This is a genomic window from Roseococcus pinisoli (genome assembly GCF_018413645.1).
In the GTDB taxonomy this organism is placed as follows: domain Bacteria; phylum Pseudomonadota; class Alphaproteobacteria; order Acetobacterales; family Acetobacteraceae; genus Roseococcus; species Roseococcus pinisoli.
The window spans coordinates 1,578,105-1,596,603 of sequence record NZ_JAHCDA010000001.1; the positions used below are offsets into that span (position 1 = coordinate 1,578,105).

General features: G+C 72.1%; 20 protein-coding genes. 19 read left to right on the plus strand and 1 reads right to left on the minus strand.

Going from position 1 to position 18,499, the window contains the following annotated elements; genetic code table 11:
- Window positions 1-15 precede the first annotated feature (15 nt).
- From ykgO to KHU32_RS07735, 3 genes are all read left to right on the plus strand, one after another.
- Entirely contained in the window at window positions 16-141 is a 126-nt protein-coding gene (gene ykgO / locus KHU32_RS07725) for a type B 50S ribosomal protein L36 (protein WP_213669419.1), read from the plus strand.
- A 123-nt stretch (window positions 142-264) separates the two neighbouring features.
- Window positions 265-651: a YkvA family protein gene (locus tag KHU32_RS07730; protein ID WP_213669420.1), complete on the plus strand. Its 387-nt coding sequence runs from the start codon at window positions 265-267 to the stop codon at window positions 649-651.
- A 10-nt stretch (window positions 652-661) separates the two neighbouring features.
- Window positions 662-2,296, plus strand: coding sequence for an ABC1 kinase family protein (locus tag KHU32_RS07735; RefSeq protein WP_213669421.1), 1,635 nt, complete (start codon window positions 662-664; stop codon window positions 2,294-2,296).
- 7 nt (window positions 2,297-2,303) lie between these two features.
- Here KHU32_RS07735 and KHU32_RS07740 read toward each other — a convergent pair whose 3' ends face one another.
- Window positions 2,304-2,657, minus strand: a complete 354-nt coding sequence (locus KHU32_RS07740; protein ID WP_213669422.1) for a hypothetical protein — start codon at window positions 2,655-2,657, stop codon at window positions 2,304-2,306.
- 135 nt (window positions 2,658-2,792) lie between these two features.
- Here KHU32_RS07740 and KHU32_RS07745 point away from each other — a divergent pair, with 135 nt between their 5' ends.
- The 16 genes from KHU32_RS07745 (at window position 2,793) to thiL (ending at window position 18,461) form a co-directional block, all read left to right on the plus strand.
- Window positions 2,793-4,232, plus strand: coding sequence for an FAD-linked oxidase C-terminal domain-containing protein (locus KHU32_RS07745; protein ID WP_213669423.1), 1,440 nt, complete (start codon window positions 2,793-2,795; stop codon window positions 4,230-4,232).
- Window positions 4,229-5,407, plus strand: a complete 1,179-nt coding sequence (locus KHU32_RS07750; RefSeq protein ID WP_213669424.1) for an FAD-binding protein — start codon at window positions 4,229-4,231, stop codon at window positions 5,405-5,407. The genes KHU32_RS07745 and KHU32_RS07750 overlap by 4 nt, the downstream gene beginning before the upstream one ends.
- A 91-nt stretch (window positions 5,408-5,498) precedes the next feature.
- On the plus strand, window positions 5,499-6,806 hold the full coding sequence (gene glcF / locus KHU32_RS07755) for a glycolate oxidase subunit GlcF (protein WP_213669425.1): 1,308 nt from the start codon (window positions 5,499-5,501) through the stop codon (window positions 6,804-6,806).
- 40 nt (window positions 6,807-6,846) lie between these two features.
- Window positions 6,847-7,827 carry a Bug family tripartite tricarboxylate transporter substrate binding protein gene (locus KHU32_RS07760; protein ID WP_213669426.1) on the plus strand — a complete coding sequence of 327 codons (981 nt, stop codon included), beginning with the start codon at window positions 6,847-6,849 and terminating at the stop codon, window positions 7,825-7,827.
- A gap of 61 nt (window positions 7,828-7,888) precedes the next feature.
- A complete protein-coding gene (locus KHU32_RS07765) occupies window positions 7,889-8,437 on the plus strand; it encodes a tetratricopeptide repeat protein (RefSeq protein ID WP_213669427.1) in 549 nt (182 codons plus the stop codon).
- A 77-nt stretch (window positions 8,438-8,514) separates the two neighbouring features.
- Window positions 8,515-10,191: a dihydroxyacetone kinase family protein gene (locus KHU32_RS07770; protein WP_213669428.1), complete on the plus strand. Its 1,677-nt coding sequence runs from the start codon at window positions 8,515-8,517 to the stop codon at window positions 10,189-10,191.
- Between the two features lie 64 nt (window positions 10,192-10,255).
- Window positions 10,256-11,098: a dienelactone hydrolase family protein gene (locus KHU32_RS07775; protein ID WP_213669429.1), complete on the plus strand. Its 843-nt coding sequence runs from the start codon at window positions 10,256-10,258 to the stop codon at window positions 11,096-11,098.
- Between the two features lie 30 nt (window positions 11,099-11,128).
- The gene (gene rpiB / locus KHU32_RS07780; protein WP_283771015.1) at window positions 11,129-11,590 is read left to right on the plus strand and encodes a ribose 5-phosphate isomerase B; all 462 of its coding nucleotides are present in this window, start codon (window positions 11,129-11,131) and stop codon (window positions 11,588-11,590) included.
- 116 nt (window positions 11,591-11,706) lie between these two features.
- Window positions 11,707-13,005 (plus strand): serine hydroxymethyltransferase, encoded by a 1,299-nt coding sequence (glyA, locus tag KHU32_RS07785; protein ID WP_213669430.1) that lies wholly within the window; start codon window positions 11,707-11,709, stop codon window positions 13,003-13,005.
- 154 nt (window positions 13,006-13,159) lie between these two features.
- The gene (gene nrdR, locus KHU32_RS07790) at window positions 13,160-13,612 is read left to right on the plus strand and encodes a transcriptional regulator NrdR (RefSeq protein ID WP_213669431.1); all 453 of its coding nucleotides are present in this window, start codon (window positions 13,160-13,162) and stop codon (window positions 13,610-13,612) included.
- Complete coding sequence (gene ribD, locus KHU32_RS07795) at window positions 13,612-14,721, plus strand: bifunctional diaminohydroxyphosphoribosylaminopyrimidine deaminase/5-amino-6-(5-phosphoribosylamino)uracil reductase RibD (protein WP_213669432.1); 1,110 nt, start codon at window positions 13,612-13,614, stop codon at window positions 14,719-14,721. The genes nrdR and ribD overlap by 1 nt, the downstream gene beginning before the upstream one ends.
- Window positions 14,722-14,724: 3 nt before the next feature.
- A complete protein-coding gene (locus tag KHU32_RS07800; protein ID WP_213669433.1) occupies window positions 14,725-15,369 on the plus strand; it encodes a riboflavin synthase in 645 nt (214 codons plus the stop codon).
- Entirely contained in the window at window positions 15,366-16,508 is a 1,143-nt protein-coding gene (gene ribB, locus KHU32_RS07805; protein WP_213669434.1) for a 3,4-dihydroxy-2-butanone-4-phosphate synthase, read from the plus strand. Before KHU32_RS07800 ends, ribB begins: the two co-directional genes overlap by 4 nt.
- Window positions 16,505-17,005, plus strand: coding sequence for a 6,7-dimethyl-8-ribityllumazine synthase (ribH, locus tag KHU32_RS07810; RefSeq protein ID WP_213669435.1), 501 nt, complete (start codon window positions 16,505-16,507; stop codon window positions 17,003-17,005). The genes ribB and ribH overlap by 4 nt, the downstream gene beginning before the upstream one ends.
- On the plus strand, window positions 17,005-17,505 hold the full coding sequence (gene nusB, locus KHU32_RS07815; RefSeq protein ID WP_213669704.1) for a transcription antitermination factor NusB: 501 nt from the start codon (window positions 17,005-17,007) through the stop codon (window positions 17,503-17,505). Before ribH ends, nusB begins: the two co-directional genes overlap by 1 nt.
- Complete coding sequence (gene thiL, locus KHU32_RS07820) at window positions 17,502-18,461, plus strand: thiamine-phosphate kinase (protein WP_213669436.1); 960 nt, start codon at window positions 17,502-17,504, stop codon at window positions 18,459-18,461. Before nusB ends, thiL begins: the two co-directional genes overlap by 4 nt.
- Window positions 18,462-18,499 lie beyond the last annotated feature (38 nt).

An 18,499-nucleotide genomic window follows, 5' to 3' on the forward strand; every position in this document is an offset into this window, starting at 1 on the left:
TTGTGAGTCCGCGCCATGAAGATCCGCAACAGCCTGAAGTCCGCCAAGGCGCGCGACAAGAACTGCGTGGTGGTCCGCCGCCGTGGCCGTCTGTACGTGCTGAACAAGAAGAACCCGCGCTACAAGGCCCGCCAGGGCTGAGCCGGCTGGCCGGGCACGACCCGGCCATCGCTCCGGAAGGGATATGGCAGCATGCCGATCCCTTTTCCGGTGCCTGCCTCATCCCCAGCTATCCGTCTGGATATGTCGGGGGATGGCTCATCCGTGCGTGGTCTGCCGAAGCGACGCTTCCTCGCCTTTCGCCGCGAGGCCGCCGTCCTCTGGTTCGCCTTCCGGAATCCGGCGACGCCCTGGCCCCTGAAGGCCGCGAGTCTGCTGACCGGGCTCTACCTCCTCAGCCCCATCGATCTCATCCCCTTCACCGTGCCGGTGCTCGGCGTGGTGGACGACCTCGTCCTCGTGCCCTTGGCCGTCTCCTTCATCTCCGGACGCCTGCCGGCCGTGGTGCAGGGCCAGGCGGGGATGCAGGCCGACCGTTTCATCGCCCGATGGTTCAAGCGTCCGCTTCTCGCGGCCCTGGTCATCCTGGGCGTGATCGTCGCCATCTGGCTGGGCCTTCTCTACCTCCTCTACCGCTACGTGGCCGGCTGAAGCCTTGACCATGCTCCAGACCACCATGGTCGCGGCGCGCGACCGCAAGCGCCTGGCCGAGATCGTCGCGGTGCTCGCGCGCCACGGCATGGGGGACATCGCCTCCCGCCTGGGACTGGGCGGCCTGCTGCCGCGCGGTGCCAGCGGCGTGAACGGGGAACTGTCCCGTCCGCAACGGCTGCGCCTCGCGATCGAGGCGCTGGGCACGACCTTCATCAAGCTCGGCCAGATTCTCTCGACTCGCGCGGACCTCCTGCCGCCGGACTGGATCGCCGAGCTCGAGAAGCTGCAGAGCCACGTCCCGGCCGTGCCCTGGGAGCAGCTGCGCGGTCAGGTCGAGGAGGATCTCGGCGGCCCGCCGGAGGAGGTCTTCGCCGAATTCGACGCCGTTCCGCTCGCCGCCGCTTCCATCGCGCAGGTCTATCGCGCGCGGCTGCGGGGCGGCGAGGAGGTGGTGGTGAAGGTCCGCCGGCCGGACCTCCGCACGCGGGTCGAGGCCGACCTCCGCCTGCTGGGCCATGTGGCCGGGCTGGTGGAGGAGAACTGGCCGGAGCTCGCCCGCTTCCGCCCGGTGGAGATCCTGCGCCATCTGGGCGCAGCCCTGTCCGAGGAGCTCGACCTCTCGACGGAGGGCCGCAATGCGGAGACGGTCGCCCGGAACCTCGCGGAGATGCCGGACATCGTCATCCCACGAATCCACGCCCAATGGACCTGCGAGCGGCTGCTGGTGCAGGAATTCCTGCACGGCACGCCCCCCAACGACGCGGCCGCCCTGGCCGCCGCGGGACATGACGGCCGGGTCCTGGCCGAGCGCGGGTCGCAGGCCTTCCTGCGCATGGCGCTCGTGGACGGCGTCTTCCACGCCGACCCGCATCCCGGGAACCTCCGCGCCCTGCCGGGGGACCGGGTCGGCTTCATCGATTTCGGCATGGTCGGGCGCATCGGCGCGCGGCGGCGCGAGCAGCTGGTGGCGCTGGTCGGCGCCATGGTCCGGCGGGATGCGGCGGGGGTGGCGAACCAGCTCCTGGAATGGTCGGGCCGCACGGATCTCGACCTCGGGCGCCTCGAGGCGGATTGCGATGCCTTCGTGGCCCGCTACGGCGAGCCGCCGCTGCGGCTGGGCGCCGCCATCACCGACATCATGGCCATGGCCCGGGCGAACGAGCTGGCCCTGCCGGCCGACCTCGCCTTGCTGTTCAAGGCGCTGATCACGGCCGATGGCGTGATGCACGCGCTGGACCCGGATTTCGACGCCCTGCGCGTCGCCGCCCCCATCATCGAGGAGGAGATGCGCCGGCGCTTCCTGCCGGCCAATCTCTTCGCGAAGGGCGGGCAGGCGGGGCTCGACCTGCTGGGCCTCGCGCGGGAGGCGCCGGCCCTGCTGCGCCTGCTCACCCTGCGCCTGCGCCAGGGCCGGCTTCTGGCCGAGGTGGAGCTGCGGGGGCTGGACCGGATCGGCGCGGATATCCGCTGGGGCGCGACGCGCCTCGCCGTCGCCATCGTCACCGCGGCCTTCGCGCTGGGGATGGCACCGCGCCTGCTGGATTTCGGCCCGGTCCTCTTCGGCATCCCGGTCACCGCCCTGGCGGGGTTCGGCGTGATCCTGATCGGGCTGGCCTGGCTGATCGTTCCCCGCGGGCGGTAGCCGGGCTCTACCTTGGCAGCCAGACCTCGCTGCCGAGGCCGCCCTCGCGCCCCTGCGTCCAGCGGCCGACGAGCCGGCCGTCGGAATGCGGTTCGAAGGCCGCGACGCCCGTCTCGCCATTCATCACGTAGCCGATGACCAGCACGCCGCGCGCCATCATGCCGATGCCCCGCGCCGTCTCGCCGCCCACCCGCCAGACGACGCGCCAGGTCTGCGGGCCGGTCGGGGAGAGGTTGACCGCCCCGGCATAGGCCTCGCCCGAGGCGCTGCGGCCGTCCACCGCATAGGCGCCGGCCCGCTGGGCCCAGGCGGCGGGGGCGGAAAGGGTCAGGCACAGGGCGATCAGGGCGATGCGCGGCATGGGCGTGTCTCCTCGACTCTCGTTCTTGCGTGCCTATGTTCGTCGCCGGAGGCAGCCGCGGGCAAGCGCCGTGGGTTGCAGTAGGGCGGGGGGAACGACATGTTCCCCACCCGAGATGTCCGGACCCGTTCTGTCATGATTGCCCTCCCGGCTCCCAAGCCCGAGATCCTTGCCCGCCGCGACGCGATCCTCGCCGACCTGGCGCGGCTCCTGCCCGCCGATTCCGTCATCGGCGAGACGCTGCGGCTGCGCCCCTACGAGACCGACGGCCTCGCGGCCTATCGCCAGATTCCGCTCGCCGTCGTGCTGCCCCGCACCACGGCGGAGGTCGCGGCCGTGCTGCGCTACTGCCATGCCAATGGCATCCGCGTGGTGCCGCGCGGCGCGGGCACCTCGCTCTCGGGCGGCGCGCTGCCGCTGGCCGATGCGGTGGTGATCGGCCTCATGCGGATGAACACCATCCGCGAGATCAACTACGAGGACCGCTACGCCATCGTGGGCGCCGGCGTCACCAATATCGGCATCACCAAGGCCGTGGAGGGCGACGGCTTCTTCTACGCGCCCGACCCCTCCAGCCAGCTCGCCTGCATGATCGGCGGCAATGTCATGATGAATTCCGGCGGCGCGCATTGCCTGAAATACGGCGTGACCGCGAACAACCTGCTGGGCGTCACCTTCGTCACCATCGAGGGCGAGGTGATCGAGATCGGCGGCACGCATCTGGACGCCGCTGGCTACGACTGGCTCGGCCTCATCACCGGCAGCGAAGGCCAGCTCGGCCTGGTGACCGAGGTCACCGTCCGCATCCTTCGCGGGCCGGAGGGCGCGCGCGCCATGCTGGCCGCCTTCTCCAGCGTCGAGATCGCGGGCGCGGCGGTGGATGCCATCATCGGCTCGGGCATCATCCCCGTCGCGCTGGAATTCATGGACCGCCCCTGCATCCATGCCTGCGAGGCCTTCGCCCATGCCGGCTATCCGCTGGATGCCGAGGCCATGCTCATCATCGAGGTCGAGGGCAGCGTCGCCGAGCAGGATATGCTGCTGGACCGTATCCGCGGCATCTGCGCGAAATTCGACCCGATCAGCATGAAGGTGGCCGAGAGCGCCGAGCAGTCGGCCGCCATCTGGAAGGGCCGCAAGGGTGCCTTCGGCGCCGTCGGCCGCATCTCCCCCGACTATCTCTGCATGGACGGCACGATCCCGACCGGCGAGCTGCCGCATGTGCTGAAGCGCATCTCCGAGATGTCCGCGCAATACGGCCTCGGCGTCGCCAACGTCTTCCACGCCGGCGACGGCAACCTGCACCCCCTCATCATGTTCGACGCCAATGATCCCGACAGCTTCCGCCGCGCCGAGGCCTTCGGCGCCGATATCCTGAAGCTCTGCGTCGAGGTCGGCGGCTGCCTTACCGGCGAGCATGGCGTGGGCGTAGAGAAGCGCGACCTGATGACGACGCAGTTCACCCGCGCCGAACTCACCCTGCAGCGCGCCATCAAGAGCGCCTTCGATCCGGAATGGCTGCTGAACACGGCAAAGGTCTTCCCCCTCGACGACAATCCGAAGATCGCGGCATGAGCGTGATCTCCCCCGAGACCGAGCAGTCCCTGGCCAGCGCCGTCGCGCGGGCGCATGCGGCGCGCGAGCCGCTCGCCATCGAGGGCCGTGGCACCAAGCGCGCCATGCTGCGCCCCACGCTGCAGCCCTGGGGCCCCGCCGCGCGCACGCTTTCCACGCGCAACCTCACGGGCATCACCCTCTACCGGCCCACGGAGCTGATGATCCGCGCCCGCGCCGGCACGCCGATCCCCGAGATCGAGGCCGCGCTGGCCGAGCACGGCCAGCAGATCGTCGCCGAGCCGCCCGACCTGCGGGTGCTCTTCGGCGCGGAGGAGCCCTCGACCCTGGGCGGCGTGGTCTCCACCAACCTCTCCGGCCCGCGCCGCATCATGTGGGGCGCGATGCGCGACCATGTGCTGGGCATCAGCGCCGTCACCGGGGAGGGCGAGATCTTCCGTTCCGGCGGGCGGGTGCTGAAGAACGTGACGGGCCTCGACCTCTGCAAGCTGCTGAGCGGCGCGCATGGCACGCTCGGCATCATCACCGAGATCGCCCTGAAGGTCCTGCCGGCCGGCGAGGCGACGGGCACGCTGGCGCTGCGCGTGCCGGACGTCACGGCGGGCGTCGCGGCGCTCAGCGCCGGTCTCGGCTCGCCCTATGGCGTGAGCGGAGCCGCGCTGGTGCTGGAGGAGGGGGGCATCACCGCCTTCCTGCGCCTCGAGGATTTCTCCGAGAGCGTGACCTACCGTCTCGGGCGCCTGCGCGAGGATCTGGCCGCGCATGGCGAGCAGAGCCTCGTCGAGGATCCGCGCGCGCTCTGGCGCTCCATCCGGGATGCCGTGCCGCTGCGCGCCGCTCCGGAGGAGGCCGTCTGGCGCCTCTCCGTCGCGCCTTCCCATGCGGCCGGCGTCGTGGCCTCGCTCCGGGCGGCCTTCCCGGCCAAGCTCCTGCTGGACTGGGGCGGCGGCCTGATCTGGGTGGCCGGGCCGGCCACGGTGCAGGCGCATGGCGCCGTGATGCAGGCCGCCACGGCGGCGGCCGGCACCTTCACGCTGTTCCGCGCGCCGCCGGAGCTCGCGGCCGCCGTTCCCGTCCTGCCGGAGGAGGCGCTGCCGCTGGCCGCCATCGGGCGGCGGGTGAAGGCGGTGCTCGATCCGGCGGGCGTGCTCAATCCCGGGCGCCTGCGGGCCTGAGGCCCGCCGCCCGCGGCGCGGCTGGACCGCCGCGCGCTTCACCGATTAGCTGCGCGACGGGAACCGGCGCGCTGGCCTACTGGGGATACGTATGCAAACGAACTTCACCGCGGAGCAGCTGCGCGATCCGGATACGGCCGAGAGCAACCGCATCCTGCGCACCTGCGTGCATTGCGGCATGTGCACCGCGACCTGCCCGACCTTCCTGCTGCTGGGCGACGAGCTCGATTCCCCGCGCGGCCGCATCTACCTCATCAAGGACATGCTGGAGAGCGGCCGCCCGGCCTCGGAGCTCGAGGTGCGGCATGTGGACCGCTGCCTCTCCTGCCTGTCCTGCATGACGACCTGCCCCTCGGGCGTGAACTACATGCACCTGGTCGACCATGCGCGGACCTATATCGAGGAGACCTACAAGCGCCCCTGGCCCGAGCGGATGCTGCGCGGCGTGCTGGCCCGCGTGCTGCCGAGCCCGAAGCTGTTCCGCCTCTCGCTGAAGGCCGCGGCGCTGGCGCGCCCGCTGGAGCCGGCCATTCCCGGCCAGTCCATGCTGGCGCAGCGCCTGCGCGGCATGCTGGCGCTCGCGCCCAAGGCGCTGCCGGCGCCCGATCCCATGCAGGAGGCTCAGGTTCATCCGGCGGAGGGCGAGCGGCGCGGCCGCGTCGGCCTGCTCACCGGCTGCGCGCAGAAGGTGCTCAACCCCGAGATCAACGCCGCCACCATCCGCCTGCTGACGCGCATGGGCATCGAGGTGGTGATCACGCCGGGCCAGGGCTGCTGCGGCGCGCTGACGCATCACATGGGCCAGCATGAGCGCGCCATGGCGGCGGCCCGCGCCAATATCCGCGCCTGGTCGGCCGAGATCGAGGGGCAGGGGCTGGACGCGATCGTGGTGAACGCCTCGGGCTGCGGCACCACGCTCAAGGATTACGGCTTCATGTTCCGCGAGGAGCCGGACGCCGAGGACGCCGCGCGCGTTGCCGGCCTGGCCATGGACATCACCGAGGTGCTCGAGAAATTCGCCTATGCGCCGACGCGCGACGAGCCCGCGATGACGGTCGCCTATCATTCTGCCTGCTCGCTGCAGCATGGCCAGAAGATAACGGCCCTGCCGAAGCAGCTGCTCGCGCGCGCCGGCTTCAAGGTGAAGGAGCCCGCCGAGGGCCACATCTGCTGCGGCAGCGCCGGCACCTACAACATCCTGCAGCCCGCCATCGCCGGTCAGCTGCGCACGCGCAAGCTGGAGAACATCCGCCGCACCAAGGCCGACGTCATCGCCGCCGGCAATATCGGCTGCATGACGCAGCTCGCGGGCGATGCGATGCCCGTGGTGCACACGGTGCAGCTGCTCGACTGGATGGCCGGCGGCCCGCGGCCGGAGGGCCTCGACGGCATCGGATGATTCGTTTTAGCTCCCGAACAACCTCCGGGAGGGAACGAAAATGCATCGCCGAACGCTGCTGGCCGCGCCTGCCCTGCTGTCGCTGCCGGCCCAGGCGCAGACGGGCTATCCGGACCGTCCGATCAACGTCGTCGTGGGCTTTCTGGCGGGCGGCTCGACGGACCTCGCCGCCCGGCTCCTGATCGACCGGATGGCGCCGCATCTGGCGCCACAGGCGCGCCTGATCATCGACAACCGCGCGGGCGCCGGCGGCTCGATCGGCGCGGAATACGTCACGCGCCAGGCACCCGACGGCTATACCCTGGCCGTGCAGTCGGCCTCCAGCCAGGGCACCAACCCCGCCACGCTGCCCGACACGGTGCGCTACGATCCCGTGGAGGATTTCACGCATATCGCGATCCTCGGCGGCGGACCCATGCTGATCATCGTGCCGGGATCGAGCCCGCATCGCAGCGTGGCCGACCTCGTTGCCGCGGCGAAGGCGAGCGCCACTCCGCCGCTCTGGGCGAGCTCCGGCACGGGTGGCATCGGCCACCTCACCGGCTCCCTCTTCACCCATCGCGCCGGCTTCCGCGGGGAATACGTGCCCTATCGCGGCGGCTCGGCCGTGCTGGAGGCGATGCGCAAGGCGGAGGTGGATTTCTCCGCCGAGGTCCTGGCCTCGGCCTATCCGCATGTCCGCGACGGCACCTCGCGCCCGCTCGCCGTGACCTCGCTGGTCCGCCATCCGCTGCTGCCCGACGTGCCGACCCTGCAGGAGCTGGGCTTCAACGGCTTCGAGGTCGTGACCTGGAATCTGGTTCAGGGGCCGAAGGGCATCCCGGCGCCGATCGTCGCGCGGCTCAACCGGGCGGCGATGGAATCCCTGGCCGAGCCCACGTTGCGCCGCCGCCTCGCGGAGGCTGGCGTCGATCCGGCCGAGCCCTCGACGCCCGAGAGCACCCGCGCCTTCGCCGCCTCCGAGCTCGCGAAGTTCCGATCGATCGTGCGGGAGACGGGCCTGGTCCTGGGCCGGGGATAGGTCCTCGCCTAACGGGCGCGAGCTTGCTTGCTTCCCGGAGCGCGCGGGCGGAGAATCGCGCATGCGCCGCGCCCTGCTCGCCTTCCTCCTCCTTGCCCCTGCCGCCTTCGCCCAGCCTGCCGACCAGGCGGCGCGCGATCTCGACCGTGCCTTCGAGGCCCTGCGCGAAGCGCCGGACGAGCGCGGCGCGCAGCTGGCCGAGGCCGCGATCCGCCAGATCTGGAGCCGCCAGGCGACGCCGGCCGTCGCCCTGCTGATCAATCGCGGGGTGCGGAATCTGCGCGCCCGCCAGGCCGACGACGCGCTGGAGGATTTCGACGCCGCCATCACCCTGGCGCCCACCCTTCCCGACGCCTGGCAGTGGCGGGCCCAGGCCTATGCCCTGGCCGGTGACCGCGTGGCCGCCGCCGCGGATCTGCGCGAATGCCTGCGGCTCGATCCGCGGCACTTCCCCGCGCTGATCAGCCTCTCGCGCCTGCAGGAGGATGCGGGCGACTATCGCGGCGCGCTGCGCAGCCACGAGGCCGTGCTGGCCATGCACCCGCGGCTGCCTGCCGGCGAGGAGCGCCTGCGCGAGCTGCGGCGGAAGGCCGAAGGGGAGGCGATGTAGCTTCCCGCCCCAGCCTTCCCGGTCAGGGGGAGCTTGGGCACAATCCCCGCCATGACAGCCCTTGGGGGGAAAACGGAATGAAGAAGCTGGTCAATGACCCGCGCCAGGTCGTGCGGGAAATGCTCGAGGGCGTCTGCGACCTCCACCCGGGCCTCGCCCTTCTGGCGGATGAGGATGTTGTCGTCCGCGCCGACCTGCCGCCGCCCGCCAGCCGGCCGGTCGCGCTCCTTTCCGGCGGTGGCGCGGGCCATGAGCCGGCCCATGCCGGCTATGTCGGGCCCGGCCTGCTGACCGCCGCCGTCGTGGGTGACGTCTTCACCTCGCCCAGCGTGGACGCCGTCCTGGCCGGGATCCGCGCCGCCGCCGGCCCCGCCGGCGCCGTGCTGATCGTGAAGAACTACACCGGCGACCGCCTGAATTTCGGCCTCGCCGCCGAGCTCGCCCGCGCCGAGGGCATCCCCGTCGAGGTCGTGGTCGTGGCCGACGACGTGGCGCTGCGCGACACGGTGCCGCCCGAGCGCCGGCGCGGCATCGCCGGCACGGTGCTGGTCCATAAGATCGCCGGCGCGGCGGCCGCGGCGGGCCAGCCGCTGGCCGAGGTCGCGGCGCTGGCGCGGGCGGCGGCCGGCCAGCTGGGAACCATGGGCGTGGCGCTCGGTGCCTGCACGGTGCCCGCGGCCGGGCGTCCCGGCTTCGAGATCGGTGCGGAGGAGGTCGAGCTCGGTCTCGGCATCCATGGCGAGCAGGGCGTCGAGCGCGGGCCGCACCGGCCGGTCGATGCGCTGGTGGACCGGCTGCTGGCCACCATCGTCGAGGATGGCGGGCTGGCGCGGGGCCAGCAGGTGGCGCTGCTCGTCAACGGCCTCGGCGGCACGCCGCCGATGGAACTGGCAATCGTGGCGCGCCGGGCGCTCGCCGCGCTGCGCGAGCGTGGGATCGTCGTCGAGCGCGCCTGGTCGGGCGTCTTCCTCTCGGCGCTGGAGATGCCGGGCGTCTCCGTCTCGGTGATGCGGCTGGACGCCGCGCGTCTCGCCTTGCTCGATGCCTCGGCCGAGGCGCCGGCCTGGCCTGGATCGGGGCGGATCGAAGCTGCCCGCAAGGTCCTCGCGGCGGCGCCCCAGCCGCCGGCCGAGAAGGCTGTCGCGCCCGGTCCCTTCGCGCCGGCGTTGAAGCGTGGCGCGCTGGCGGCCGCCGCCGCGCTGGAGGCGGCCGAGGCCCAGCTGACGGATCTGGACAGCCGGGCCGGCGACGGCGATCTCGGGATCAGCATGCTGCGCGGCGCCGAGGCGCTTCGCGCCCTTCCCGAGGGCGCCTGGGCCGATCCGCCCAAGGCGCTCGAAGCCATGGCCGCCACCCTGCGCCGGGCGCTGGCCGGCAGCTCCGGTCCCTTCTACGCGACCGCGCTGCTGCGGGCCGCGCGGTCGCTGCCCGGCGTGCCGCAGCCGCAGGACTGGGCCGAGGCCTTCTCCCGGGCCGTGGCCTCGGTCGGCGAGCTGGGCGGCGCGAAGCCCGGCGATCGCACCATGATCGACGCGCTGCACCCGGCCGCGAACGCCTTTGCGGCCGCGCTGCCGGAGGGCCTGGCCGCCGCGCTGAAGGCCGCGGCCATTGCGGCGGAGCAGGGGGCGGAGGCGACCACCTCTATGACCCCGCGCCTGGGCCGCGCCAGCTATCTCGGCGCCCGCGCGGTCGGCGTGCCGGATGGCGGCGCCGTCGCGGTCGCGATCTGGCTGCGGGCGCTGGCGGAAGCCTGAGCGCTGGCCTTCGCGGGGTCGTTCCTGATAGGGAATGACCCCGCATGGCGAGACGAGGCGCAGCATGATCCGGGCCCTGATGGCGCTTCTTCTGCTGACCGCCTGCGCGGGTTCCTTCGCCGCGGACGAGGCGGCGATGACCCCGGCGGCCCCGGCCCAGCTGATCACCGTCCCCGGGGCGGAGGGCGCGTCGCTTCGCGCGCTCCTCTTCGTGCCGGCGAACCCCACGCGGGAGCCGGTGATCGCCCTGCATTCCTGCTCCGGGCTGGGCACCGCCGACCGGCCGCTCCGACTGCCGCCGCATCAGCAGGATTGGGCGGCGCGGCTCGTCGCGGCGGGCCATCCGGTGCTCTTCCCCGATAGCTTTGGCAGCCGCGGCCTCGGCCAGGCTTGTGGCGTGCCCGCCTTCCCGGCCGGGCCGGTGAGCGTGCGCCGCTGGGATGCGCTGGAGGCCGCCCGATGGGCCCGCGCGCAGCCCTGGGCGCGGGGGGAGGGCGTGGTGCTGATCGGCTGGTCGCATGGCGGCTCGACCACGCTGGCGGCCTGGAACGCCGCCCCGTCCGGCCTCGTGCATGCCGCCATTGCCATGTATCCGGGCTGCGGGCGTGCGCAGGGCGTCTCGATCGGGCCGATCGCGGGCACCGCGCCGCTGCTCATGCTGCTGGGCGCCGCCGACGACTGGACCCCGCCGCAGCCCTGCGAGCAGATGGCCGCCAGCGCGCCCGGCCGCATCGAGGTCGAGCTCTATCGCGGCGCGCACCATTCCTTCGACCAGCTTTCGGGCGGCATCCGGACGATGTTCCTGCCCAACAACCGCACCGTCTCCTTGGGCCCCAATCCCGAGGCGAGGGCTGCCGCCCGCCTCCGCGTCGCGGCCTTCCTGGAGGCCCACGCCGGGCCGCCATGACGAGATCGCGATGCCGGGCCGGAAAGGCCCATGCTATCGCTCCGCCCCATGATCATCGCCATCGGATCCGACCATGCGGGCCTGCCCCTGAAGCGCGCCCTGAGCGCTGCCCTCGATGCCGCCGGGCACATCGTGCTGGACGCCGGCACCAATGGCGAGGAGAGCGTGGACTATCCGGACTTCGCGCATGAGGTCTCGGCCAAGGTCGTCTCGGGCGAGGCCCGCTTCGGCGTGCTCGTCTGCGGCTCGGGCATCGGCATGAGCATCGCGGCCAACCGCCACGCGGCCATCCGCGCGGTGAACCTGCACAATTCCACCGAGGCCCGGCTGACCCGCGCGCATAACGACGCGAACATCGCCTGCTTCGGCGCCCGCACCCTCGGCGTGGAGGTGGCGCTGGACGCGCTGGCGGCCTTCCTCGCGACCGAGTTCGAGGGCGGGCGGCACCAGGGCCGGATCGACAAGCTGAGCCCCGACACCGCGCTCGCCTGAGTGATGATCTGAGCGGCGTCATGCCGCGGCGACCGGCCTGATCTGCCGCCAGGCCGGTTTCGCCCCTCAGCCTTACCATGATATGTCGCGTTCCCCCTGCCCAAGGATCGCCCGACATGAACGAGGCCGCTGCCCGCTTCCTTCCCGCCCGCTTCTTCCAGGCCGGCCTCGCCGAGGCCGACGCCGAGATCGCCGACGCCGTCGGCAAGGAGCTGGTCCGCCAGCAGGACGGCATCGAGCTCATCGCCTCGGAGAACATCGTCAGCCGCGCCGTGCTCGAGGCGCAGGGCACCGTCCTCACCAACAAGTATGCCGAGGGCTATCCCGGCCGCCGCTACTATGGCGGCTGCGAATATGTGGACATCGTCGAGACGCTGGCGATCGAGCGCGTGAAGCAGCTCTTCGGCGCCGCCTTCGCCAATGTGCAGCCGCATAGCGGCGCCCAGGCGAACCAGGCCGTCTTCTTCTCGCTGATGCAGCCCGGCGACACCTTCATGGGCCTCGACCTCGCGGCCGGTGGGCACCTGACGCACGGCTCGCCCGCCAACCAGTCCGGCAAGTGGTTCAAGGTGGCGCCCTACACGGTGCGCCGCGAGGACCAGCTGATCGACATGGAGGAGGTCGCGCGCATCGCCCGTGAATCCCGCCCCAAGGTCATCGTCGCCGGCGGCTCGGCCTATGCCCGCCACTGGGACTTCGCCCGCTTCCGCGAGATCGCGGATGAGGTCGGCGCCTATTTCATGGTCGACATGGCGCATTTCGCGGGCCTCGTGGCCGGCGGCGCGCATCCCTCGCCGGTGCCGCATGCGCATGTCACGACCAGCACCACGCACAAGACGCTGCGCGGCCCGCGCGGCGGCCTGATCCTCACCAATGACGAGGCGCTGGCGAAGAAGATCAACTCGGCCGTCTTCCCGGGCCTGCAGGGCGGGCCGCTGATGCATGTCATCGCCGGCAAGGCCGTGGCCTTCGGCGAGGCGCTGCGCCCCGACTTCCGCGCCTATGCCCAGCAAACCGTGACGAACGCCGCGACGCTGGCGGACAGCCTGAAGGCCCAGGGCTTCGGTATCGTGACCGGCGGCACGGACAACCACCTGATGCTGGTGGACCTGCGCCCGAAGAACCTCACGGGCAAGGATGCCGAGGCCGCGCTGAACCGCGCGCACCTCACCTGCAACAAGAACGCCATCCCCTTCGATCCGGCCAAGCCGATGGTGACCTCGGGCGTGCGCCTGGGCTCCCCCGCAGCGACGTCGCGCGGCTTCGGCGAGGAGGAGTTCAAGCAGGTGGCCAAGCTGATCGGCCGCGTGCTGGACGGCCTGGCTGCCGCGAATTCGCCCGAAGGCAATGCCGCGGTCGAGAAGGCGGTCGGCGAGGAAGTGAAGGCCCTCTGCGCGCGCTTCCCCATCTACTGAAGGGGAGCGTCGCGCTGCTAGGATGGGGACGCCCCGCGAGGATCCGGCCGCACCCGCGGCCGGCGCGCCGCGACCGACCTGAGAGCGAGCGAGACATGACAGGGCGCGAAGCCAAGCCGGCCCAGCCGGCGCCCGGCGTCTGAGGGCCAAGAAGATGCGCTGCCCTTATTGCAGTAATGACGAGACCCAGGTGAAGGACAGCCGTCCCTCCGAGGACGGCTCCTCCATCCGGCGCCGGCGCTTCTGCCCGGCCTGCGGCAACCGCTTCACGACCTTCGAGCGGGTGCAGCTGCGCGAGCTCACGGTCCTCAAGACCGATGGCCGTCGCGTGCCCTTCGACCGGGACAAGCTCAGCAAATCCATCCGCATCGCCTGCCGCAAGCGGCCGATCGACGACGACCGGATCGAGCGCCTGCTCAACGGCATCCAGCGTCGCCTCGAGATGGAGACCGAGGCCGAGATCCCCTCCCGCCGCATCGGCGAGATGGTGATGGAGACGCTGAAGGGCGTCGACCAGGTCGCCTATGTGCGCTTCGCCTCGGTCTACCAGAACTTCTCCGAGGCCAAGGACTTCCAGGCCTTCCTGGGCGGCCTGGATACCCCTTGATGTCCGGTGACCGGGCCCATATGCGGGCCGCGCTCCAGGTCGCGGCGCGGGGGCTCGGGAACACCTGGCCCAACCCCTCGGTGGGCTGCGTCCTGGTGAAGGACGGCATCGTCATCGGCCGCGGCTGGACGCAGCCCGGCGGCCGCCCCCATGCCGAGGTCGAGGCGCTGACGCGCGCCGAGGCGCTCTCGCCCGGATCGGCCCGCGGCGCCACCGCCTATGTCACGCTGGAGCCCTGCTCGCATTTCGGCCGCACGCCGCCTTGCTGCGACGCGCTGATCCGTGCCGGCGTGGCGCGGGTCGTCGTGGCGCTGCGCGACCCGGACCGCCGGGTGGACGGGCGCGGCTTCGCGCGGCTCCGCGACGCGGGCATCGCCGTCGAGGAAGGGCTGATGGGCGAGGAGGCCGCGGCGCTGAATGCCGGGTTCATCCGCCGCGTCACCCAGGGTCTGCCGCTGGTGACCCTCAAGCTCGCCTCCACGCTGGATGGCCGCATCGCCACCGCCTCGGGCGAGAGCCGCTGGATCACGGGCGAGGGCGCTCGCCGTGCCGTCCATGCCCTGCGCGCGCGGCACGACGCGGTGATGGTCGGCAGCGGCACGGCCGTGGCCGACGATCCGGAGCTGGACTGCCGCATCCCGGGCATGGACCCGGTGCCCATGCTGCGCGTCGTGGCGGATGCCCGGCTGCGCCTTCCGCTGACGGCCAGGCTCGTCACCCAGGCGCGCGCGCAGCCGACCTGGGTGCTGACGGGGGCCGGGCATCGGCCCGCGGTGCTGGCGCCCTACATCACCGCCGGCGTCGAGGTGGTGACGATCCGCCGCGCATCCGGTGGCGGGCTGCAGCCGCGCGCCATGCTCCAGGCGCTGGGCGCCCGGGGCGTCACCCGCGTGATGGTGGAGGGCGGCGCGCATCTCGCCGCCGCGCTGCTCAAGGCGGGGCTGGTGGACCGGCTGGTGTGGTTCCACGCCCCGGCCATGCTTGGCGCCGAGGGGCTGGAAAGCCTGGGCGGCCTCGGCATCGGGCCGCTTTCCGCCATGCCCCGCTTCCGCCTTCTGGACTCCCGGCGCCTGGGCGCCGACATCATGAGCGAATACGCAAAGGATTAGCGCATGTTCACCGGGATCATCACCGCCCTCGGCACGCTGCGCGAGGTCCTGCCCATCGGCGAGGGGCAGGACATGCGCCTCGTCATCGGCGTCGCGCCCGACTTCCTGACGGGGGCGGAACTCGGCTGCTCCATCGCCTGCTCCGGCGTCTGCCTGACGGCGGTGGAGCTGAATGGTGACAGCTTCGCCGTCGATGCGAGCGCGGAGACCCTGTCCCGCACCACGATCGGCAACTGGCGGGCGCGGGTGGGCAACAACCGCGCGGCCGAATCCGGCTGGAAGGCCGGCCAGCGGATCAACCTGGAGCGCTCCCTGAAGCTGGGCGACGAGCTGGGCGGCCATCTCGTCTCCGGCCATGTGGACGCGGTGGGCACCGTCGTCTCCGCCATTCCCGAGAATGCCTCCGTCCGCTGGCGCTTCCGCGTCCCGGGCGAGATCGCACGGTTGATCGCCGTGAAGGGCAGCGTTGCGGTGGATGGCGTCTCCCTGACGGTCAACGAGGTTGACGAGGAGAGCTTCGGGGTCAACATCATCCCCCACACCACCGCCGTGACGAGCTTCGGCACGCTGCAGCCGGGCGACGGGGTCAACATCGAGATCGACACGCTGGCGCGCTACGTCGCCCGGCTCCTGGAGTTCCGCGCGTGAGCGTTGCCACCCGTACGACCAGTTTCCACGAGTTCATCACGCCCACCGAGGAGCTCCTGGAGGAGGCCCGGCGCGGCAAGATGTTCATCCTCGTCGACGACGAGGACCGCGAGAACGAGGGCGACCTCGTCATCCCCGGGCAGTTCGCGACGCCTGACGCCATCAACTTCATGGCCCGCTACGCGCGCGGCCTGATCTGCCTCGCCATGACGCGGCAGCGGGTCGAGCAGCTCGGCCTGCCGCTGATGGCGCAGAGCAACGGCACGCGGCACCAGACGGCCTTCACCGTCTCGATCGAGGCGCGGGACGGCGTCACCACCGGCATCTCCGCCGCCGATCGCGCGCGCACGGTGGCCGTGGCCATCAACCCCGAGCTCTCGCGCGAGCACATCGTCACCCCGGGCCACGTCTTCCCGCTGGTGGCGCGCGAGGGCGGCACGCTGGTCCGCGCCGGCCATACCGAGGCCGCGGTCGACTTCGCCCGCCTCGCGGGTCTGAACCCCGCCGGCGTGATCTGCGAGATCATGAACGACGACGGCACCATGGCCCGCTTGCCGGACCTGGTGCAGTTCGCGCAGCTGCACGGCCTCAAGCTCGGCACCATCGCCGACCTCATCGGCTACCGCCGCCGCACGGAGCGGCTGGTGCGCCGCGTCGAGGAGGGCGAGGTCACGCATGCGGTGGGCGGCGACTGGCGCATCATCGTCTATGCCGGCGCCGTCGAGGGCGGCGAGCACATCGCGCTCATCAAGGGCGACATCTCCGGGCCCGAGCCCGTGCTGACGCGCATGCATGCCGCCAGCATCCTCAATGACATGGTTGGCGGCCGCGGCATCCGCGAGCTGCACGGCGCGATGGAGACCATCGCGGCCGAGGGGCGCGGCGTCGTCGTCATGCTGCGCGACTCGCGGCCCGACGGCATCAGCCGGCAGATCCGCAACCGCCGCAACGGCAAGCCGCAGCCGCAGCTGCGCGACTACGGCATCGGCGCGCATATCCTCGCCGATCTCGGCCTTCGGGACATCATCCGCCTGTCCAACAACCCGCGCCCGGTCGTCGGGCTGGAGGGCTGGGGCCTGCGCGTCCTCGAGACGCGGCCCGTGATCGGCGAAACCAAGGCCGGGGAGAGCCAGGCGTGAGCACCATTGACGGCCCGAAGCGCGACACCGTCCGGATCGACGGCGAGCCGCCGCGCATCCTGCTGATCCAGGCGCCGTATTACGACGAGATCGTGGGCGGCATGCGCAAGGGCGTCGAGCGCGTCGTCGCCGAGGCCGGCGGCGAGCTCGAGGTCGTGGACGTGGCGGGCGCCTATGAGCTGCCGGCCGCGCTGCGCATCGCGCTCGACGCCATGGATCACCCCGAGGACGCGCCCTATTGGGACGGCTTCGTGCTGCTCGGCTGCGTGGTGAAGGGCGACACCGACCATTACGACCATATCTGCCGCGAGGCCTGCTCGGGCGTGATGAGCCTTTCCGTCGCGACAGGCGCGGCCATCGGCTTCGGGCTGCTGACGGTGCACAACCTGCAGCAGGCCATCGAGCGTTCCAGCGACGACCGCCATAACAAGGGCGCCGAGGCGGCCCAGGCCGCGCTGCTTCAAGTGGGACTACGACGCAAATGGGGTCTGGGATGATGGCTGCCACCAAGGTGCCGAAGCCTAATCCGGGCCGGCCGCGCACCGGCGCCCGCGTGGCCGCCGTGCAGGCCCTGTTCCAGACCGAGCAGTCGGGCGACGCCATCGAGGCGGTGCTGGACCAGTTCGTCCGCCACCGGCTGGGCACCGCCCCGGGCCAGCAGGGCTTCGAGGATGGGCGCGTGGAAGAAGCGGACGTGCCGCTCTTCACCCGCATCATGCGCGGCGCCGCGACGCATACCGAGGACCTCGACCAGGTCATCTCCGCCCATCTCGCGACGGGCTGGGCGATGACGCGCCTGGACCCGGTGCTGCGCGCCATCCTGCGCGCCGCGGGCGGCGAGATGCGCGACATGGGCGGCCCGCCCGCGCGCGTCGTCATCAAGGAGTACATGGACATCGCCCATGGCTTCTTCGGCGGCGAGGAGCCGCGCTTCTGCAACGGCGTGCTGGACGCCATGGCGCGCGCGCTGCGCGCCGAGGAGTTCAACGGGGGGTGAGCCTGCCTCCCGAATTCTCGCTCATCGCGCGCCATTTCCTGCCGCTGGCGGGGGAGGGCGCGCTGGCGCTGTCCGACGACGCGGCGGTGCTGGATGTGCCGGCGGGCCAGCTGGTGCTGTCGGCCGACGCGATGGTCGCGGGCGTCCATTTCCTGCCCGACGATCCGCCGGAGACGATTGGGCGCAAGCTCCTTCGCGTGAACCTCAGCGACCTTGCGGCCATGGGCGCGGCGCCGCTGGGCTATCTCATGACCGCGGCCCTGCCCAAGGGCACCACGCCGGAATGGCTTGACGCCTTCACGGCGGGGCTGGCGCAGGACCAGGCGGAGTTCGGCCTGGCCGTCCTGGGCGGGGACACGGTTTCCACGCCGGGCCCGCTGACCCTCTCCCTCACCATCCTGGGCACCGTGCCGAAAGGCGAGGCGCTGCTGCGCCGGGGCGCCCGGCCGGGGGACGAGATCTGGGTCTCCGGCACCATCGGCGACGGCGCGCTGGGACTGCGCGCGGCGCGCGGCACCCTGGCCGATGACGGCTTCCTGGCCGACCGCTACCGCGTGCCCCGGCCCCGGCTGGCGCTCGGCCTCGCACTGCGGGGCGTGGCGCGGGCGGCAATGGATATCTCGGACGGGCTTGTCCAGGATTGCGGCCATCTCTGCCGGCTCGCTGCCTGCGGGGCGGAAGTAGAGGCCGGGGCGCTGCCGCTCTCGGACGGTGCGCGGGCCGCGCTGGCGGCCGATCCGGCGCTGCTGCCGCTGATCCTTACCGGCGGCGACGATTACGAGCTGCTCTTCGCCGTTGCGCCGGAGGATGCCGCCCGCGCGGCGGAGGCGGGCAAGGCCTCGGGGACGCCGGTCACGCGCGTCGGAAGGTTCGTGGCGGGGGCGTCGGAGGTGACGGCCCTGGGTGCAGGAGGCAGCCCCATCAGCCTCCCGCGCGGGGGCTGGAGCCACTTCTGAGCTTCGGCCGGGCGCGTTTCCGCGCCCGCCCAGCCCGT

What these genes read in the sequence shown, in the direction of transcription:
- KHU32_RS07770 (WP_213669428.1), top strand. Translation starts at nt 8,515, where the DNA reads ATGAAGAAGCTGGTCAATGACCCGCGCCAGGTCGTGCGGGAAATGCTC.
- KHU32_RS07740 (WP_213669422.1), bottom strand. Translation starts at nt 2,657, where the DNA reads ATGCCGCGCATCGCCCTGATCGCCCTGTGCCTGACCCTTTCCGCCCCC.
- rpiB (WP_283771015.1), top strand. Translation starts at nt 11,129, where the DNA reads ATGCTATCGCTCCGCCCCATGATCATCGCCATCGGATCCGACCATGCG.
- KHU32_RS07800 (WP_213669433.1), top strand. Translation starts at nt 14,725, where the DNA reads ATGTTCACCGGGATCATCACCGCCCTCGGCACGCTGCGCGAGGTCCTG.
- KHU32_RS07735 (WP_213669421.1), top strand. Translation starts at nt 662, where the DNA reads ATGCTCCAGACCACCATGGTCGCGGCGCGCGACCGCAAGCGCCTGGCC.
- KHU32_RS07750 (WP_213669424.1), top strand. Translation starts at nt 4,229, where the DNA reads ATGAGCGTGATCTCCCCCGAGACCGAGCAGTCCCTGGCCAGCGCCGTC.
- glcF (WP_213669425.1), top strand. Translation starts at nt 5,499, where the DNA reads ATGCAAACGAACTTCACCGCGGAGCAGCTGCGCGATCCGGATACGGCC.
- KHU32_RS07775 (WP_213669429.1), top strand. Translation starts at nt 10,256, where the DNA reads ATGATCCGGGCCCTGATGGCGCTTCTTCTGCTGACCGCCTGCGCGGGT.
- KHU32_RS07760 (WP_213669426.1), top strand. Translation starts at nt 6,847, where the DNA reads ATGCATCGCCGAACGCTGCTGGCCGCGCCTGCCCTGCTGTCGCTGCCG.
- glyA (WP_213669430.1), top strand. Translation starts at nt 11,707, where the DNA reads ATGAACGAGGCCGCTGCCCGCTTCCTTCCCGCCCGCTTCTTCCAGGCC.
- nrdR (WP_213669431.1), top strand. Translation starts at nt 13,160, where the DNA reads ATGCGCTGCCCTTATTGCAGTAATGACGAGACCCAGGTGAAGGACAGC.
- nusB (WP_213669704.1), top strand. Translation starts at nt 17,005, where the DNA reads ATGGCTGCCACCAAGGTGCCGAAGCCTAATCCGGGCCGGCCGCGCACC.
- ykgO (WP_213669419.1), top strand. Translation starts at nt 16, where the DNA reads ATGAAGATCCGCAACAGCCTGAAGTCCGCCAAGGCGCGCGACAAGAAC.
- KHU32_RS07765 (WP_213669427.1), top strand. Translation starts at nt 7,889, where the DNA reads ATGCGCCGCGCCCTGCTCGCCTTCCTCCTCCTTGCCCCTGCCGCCTTC.
- KHU32_RS07745 (WP_213669423.1), top strand. Translation starts at nt 2,793, where the DNA reads ATGATTGCCCTCCCGGCTCCCAAGCCCGAGATCCTTGCCCGCCGCGAC.
- ribD (WP_213669432.1), top strand. Translation starts at nt 13,612, where the DNA reads ATGTCCGGTGACCGGGCCCATATGCGGGCCGCGCTCCAGGTCGCGGCG.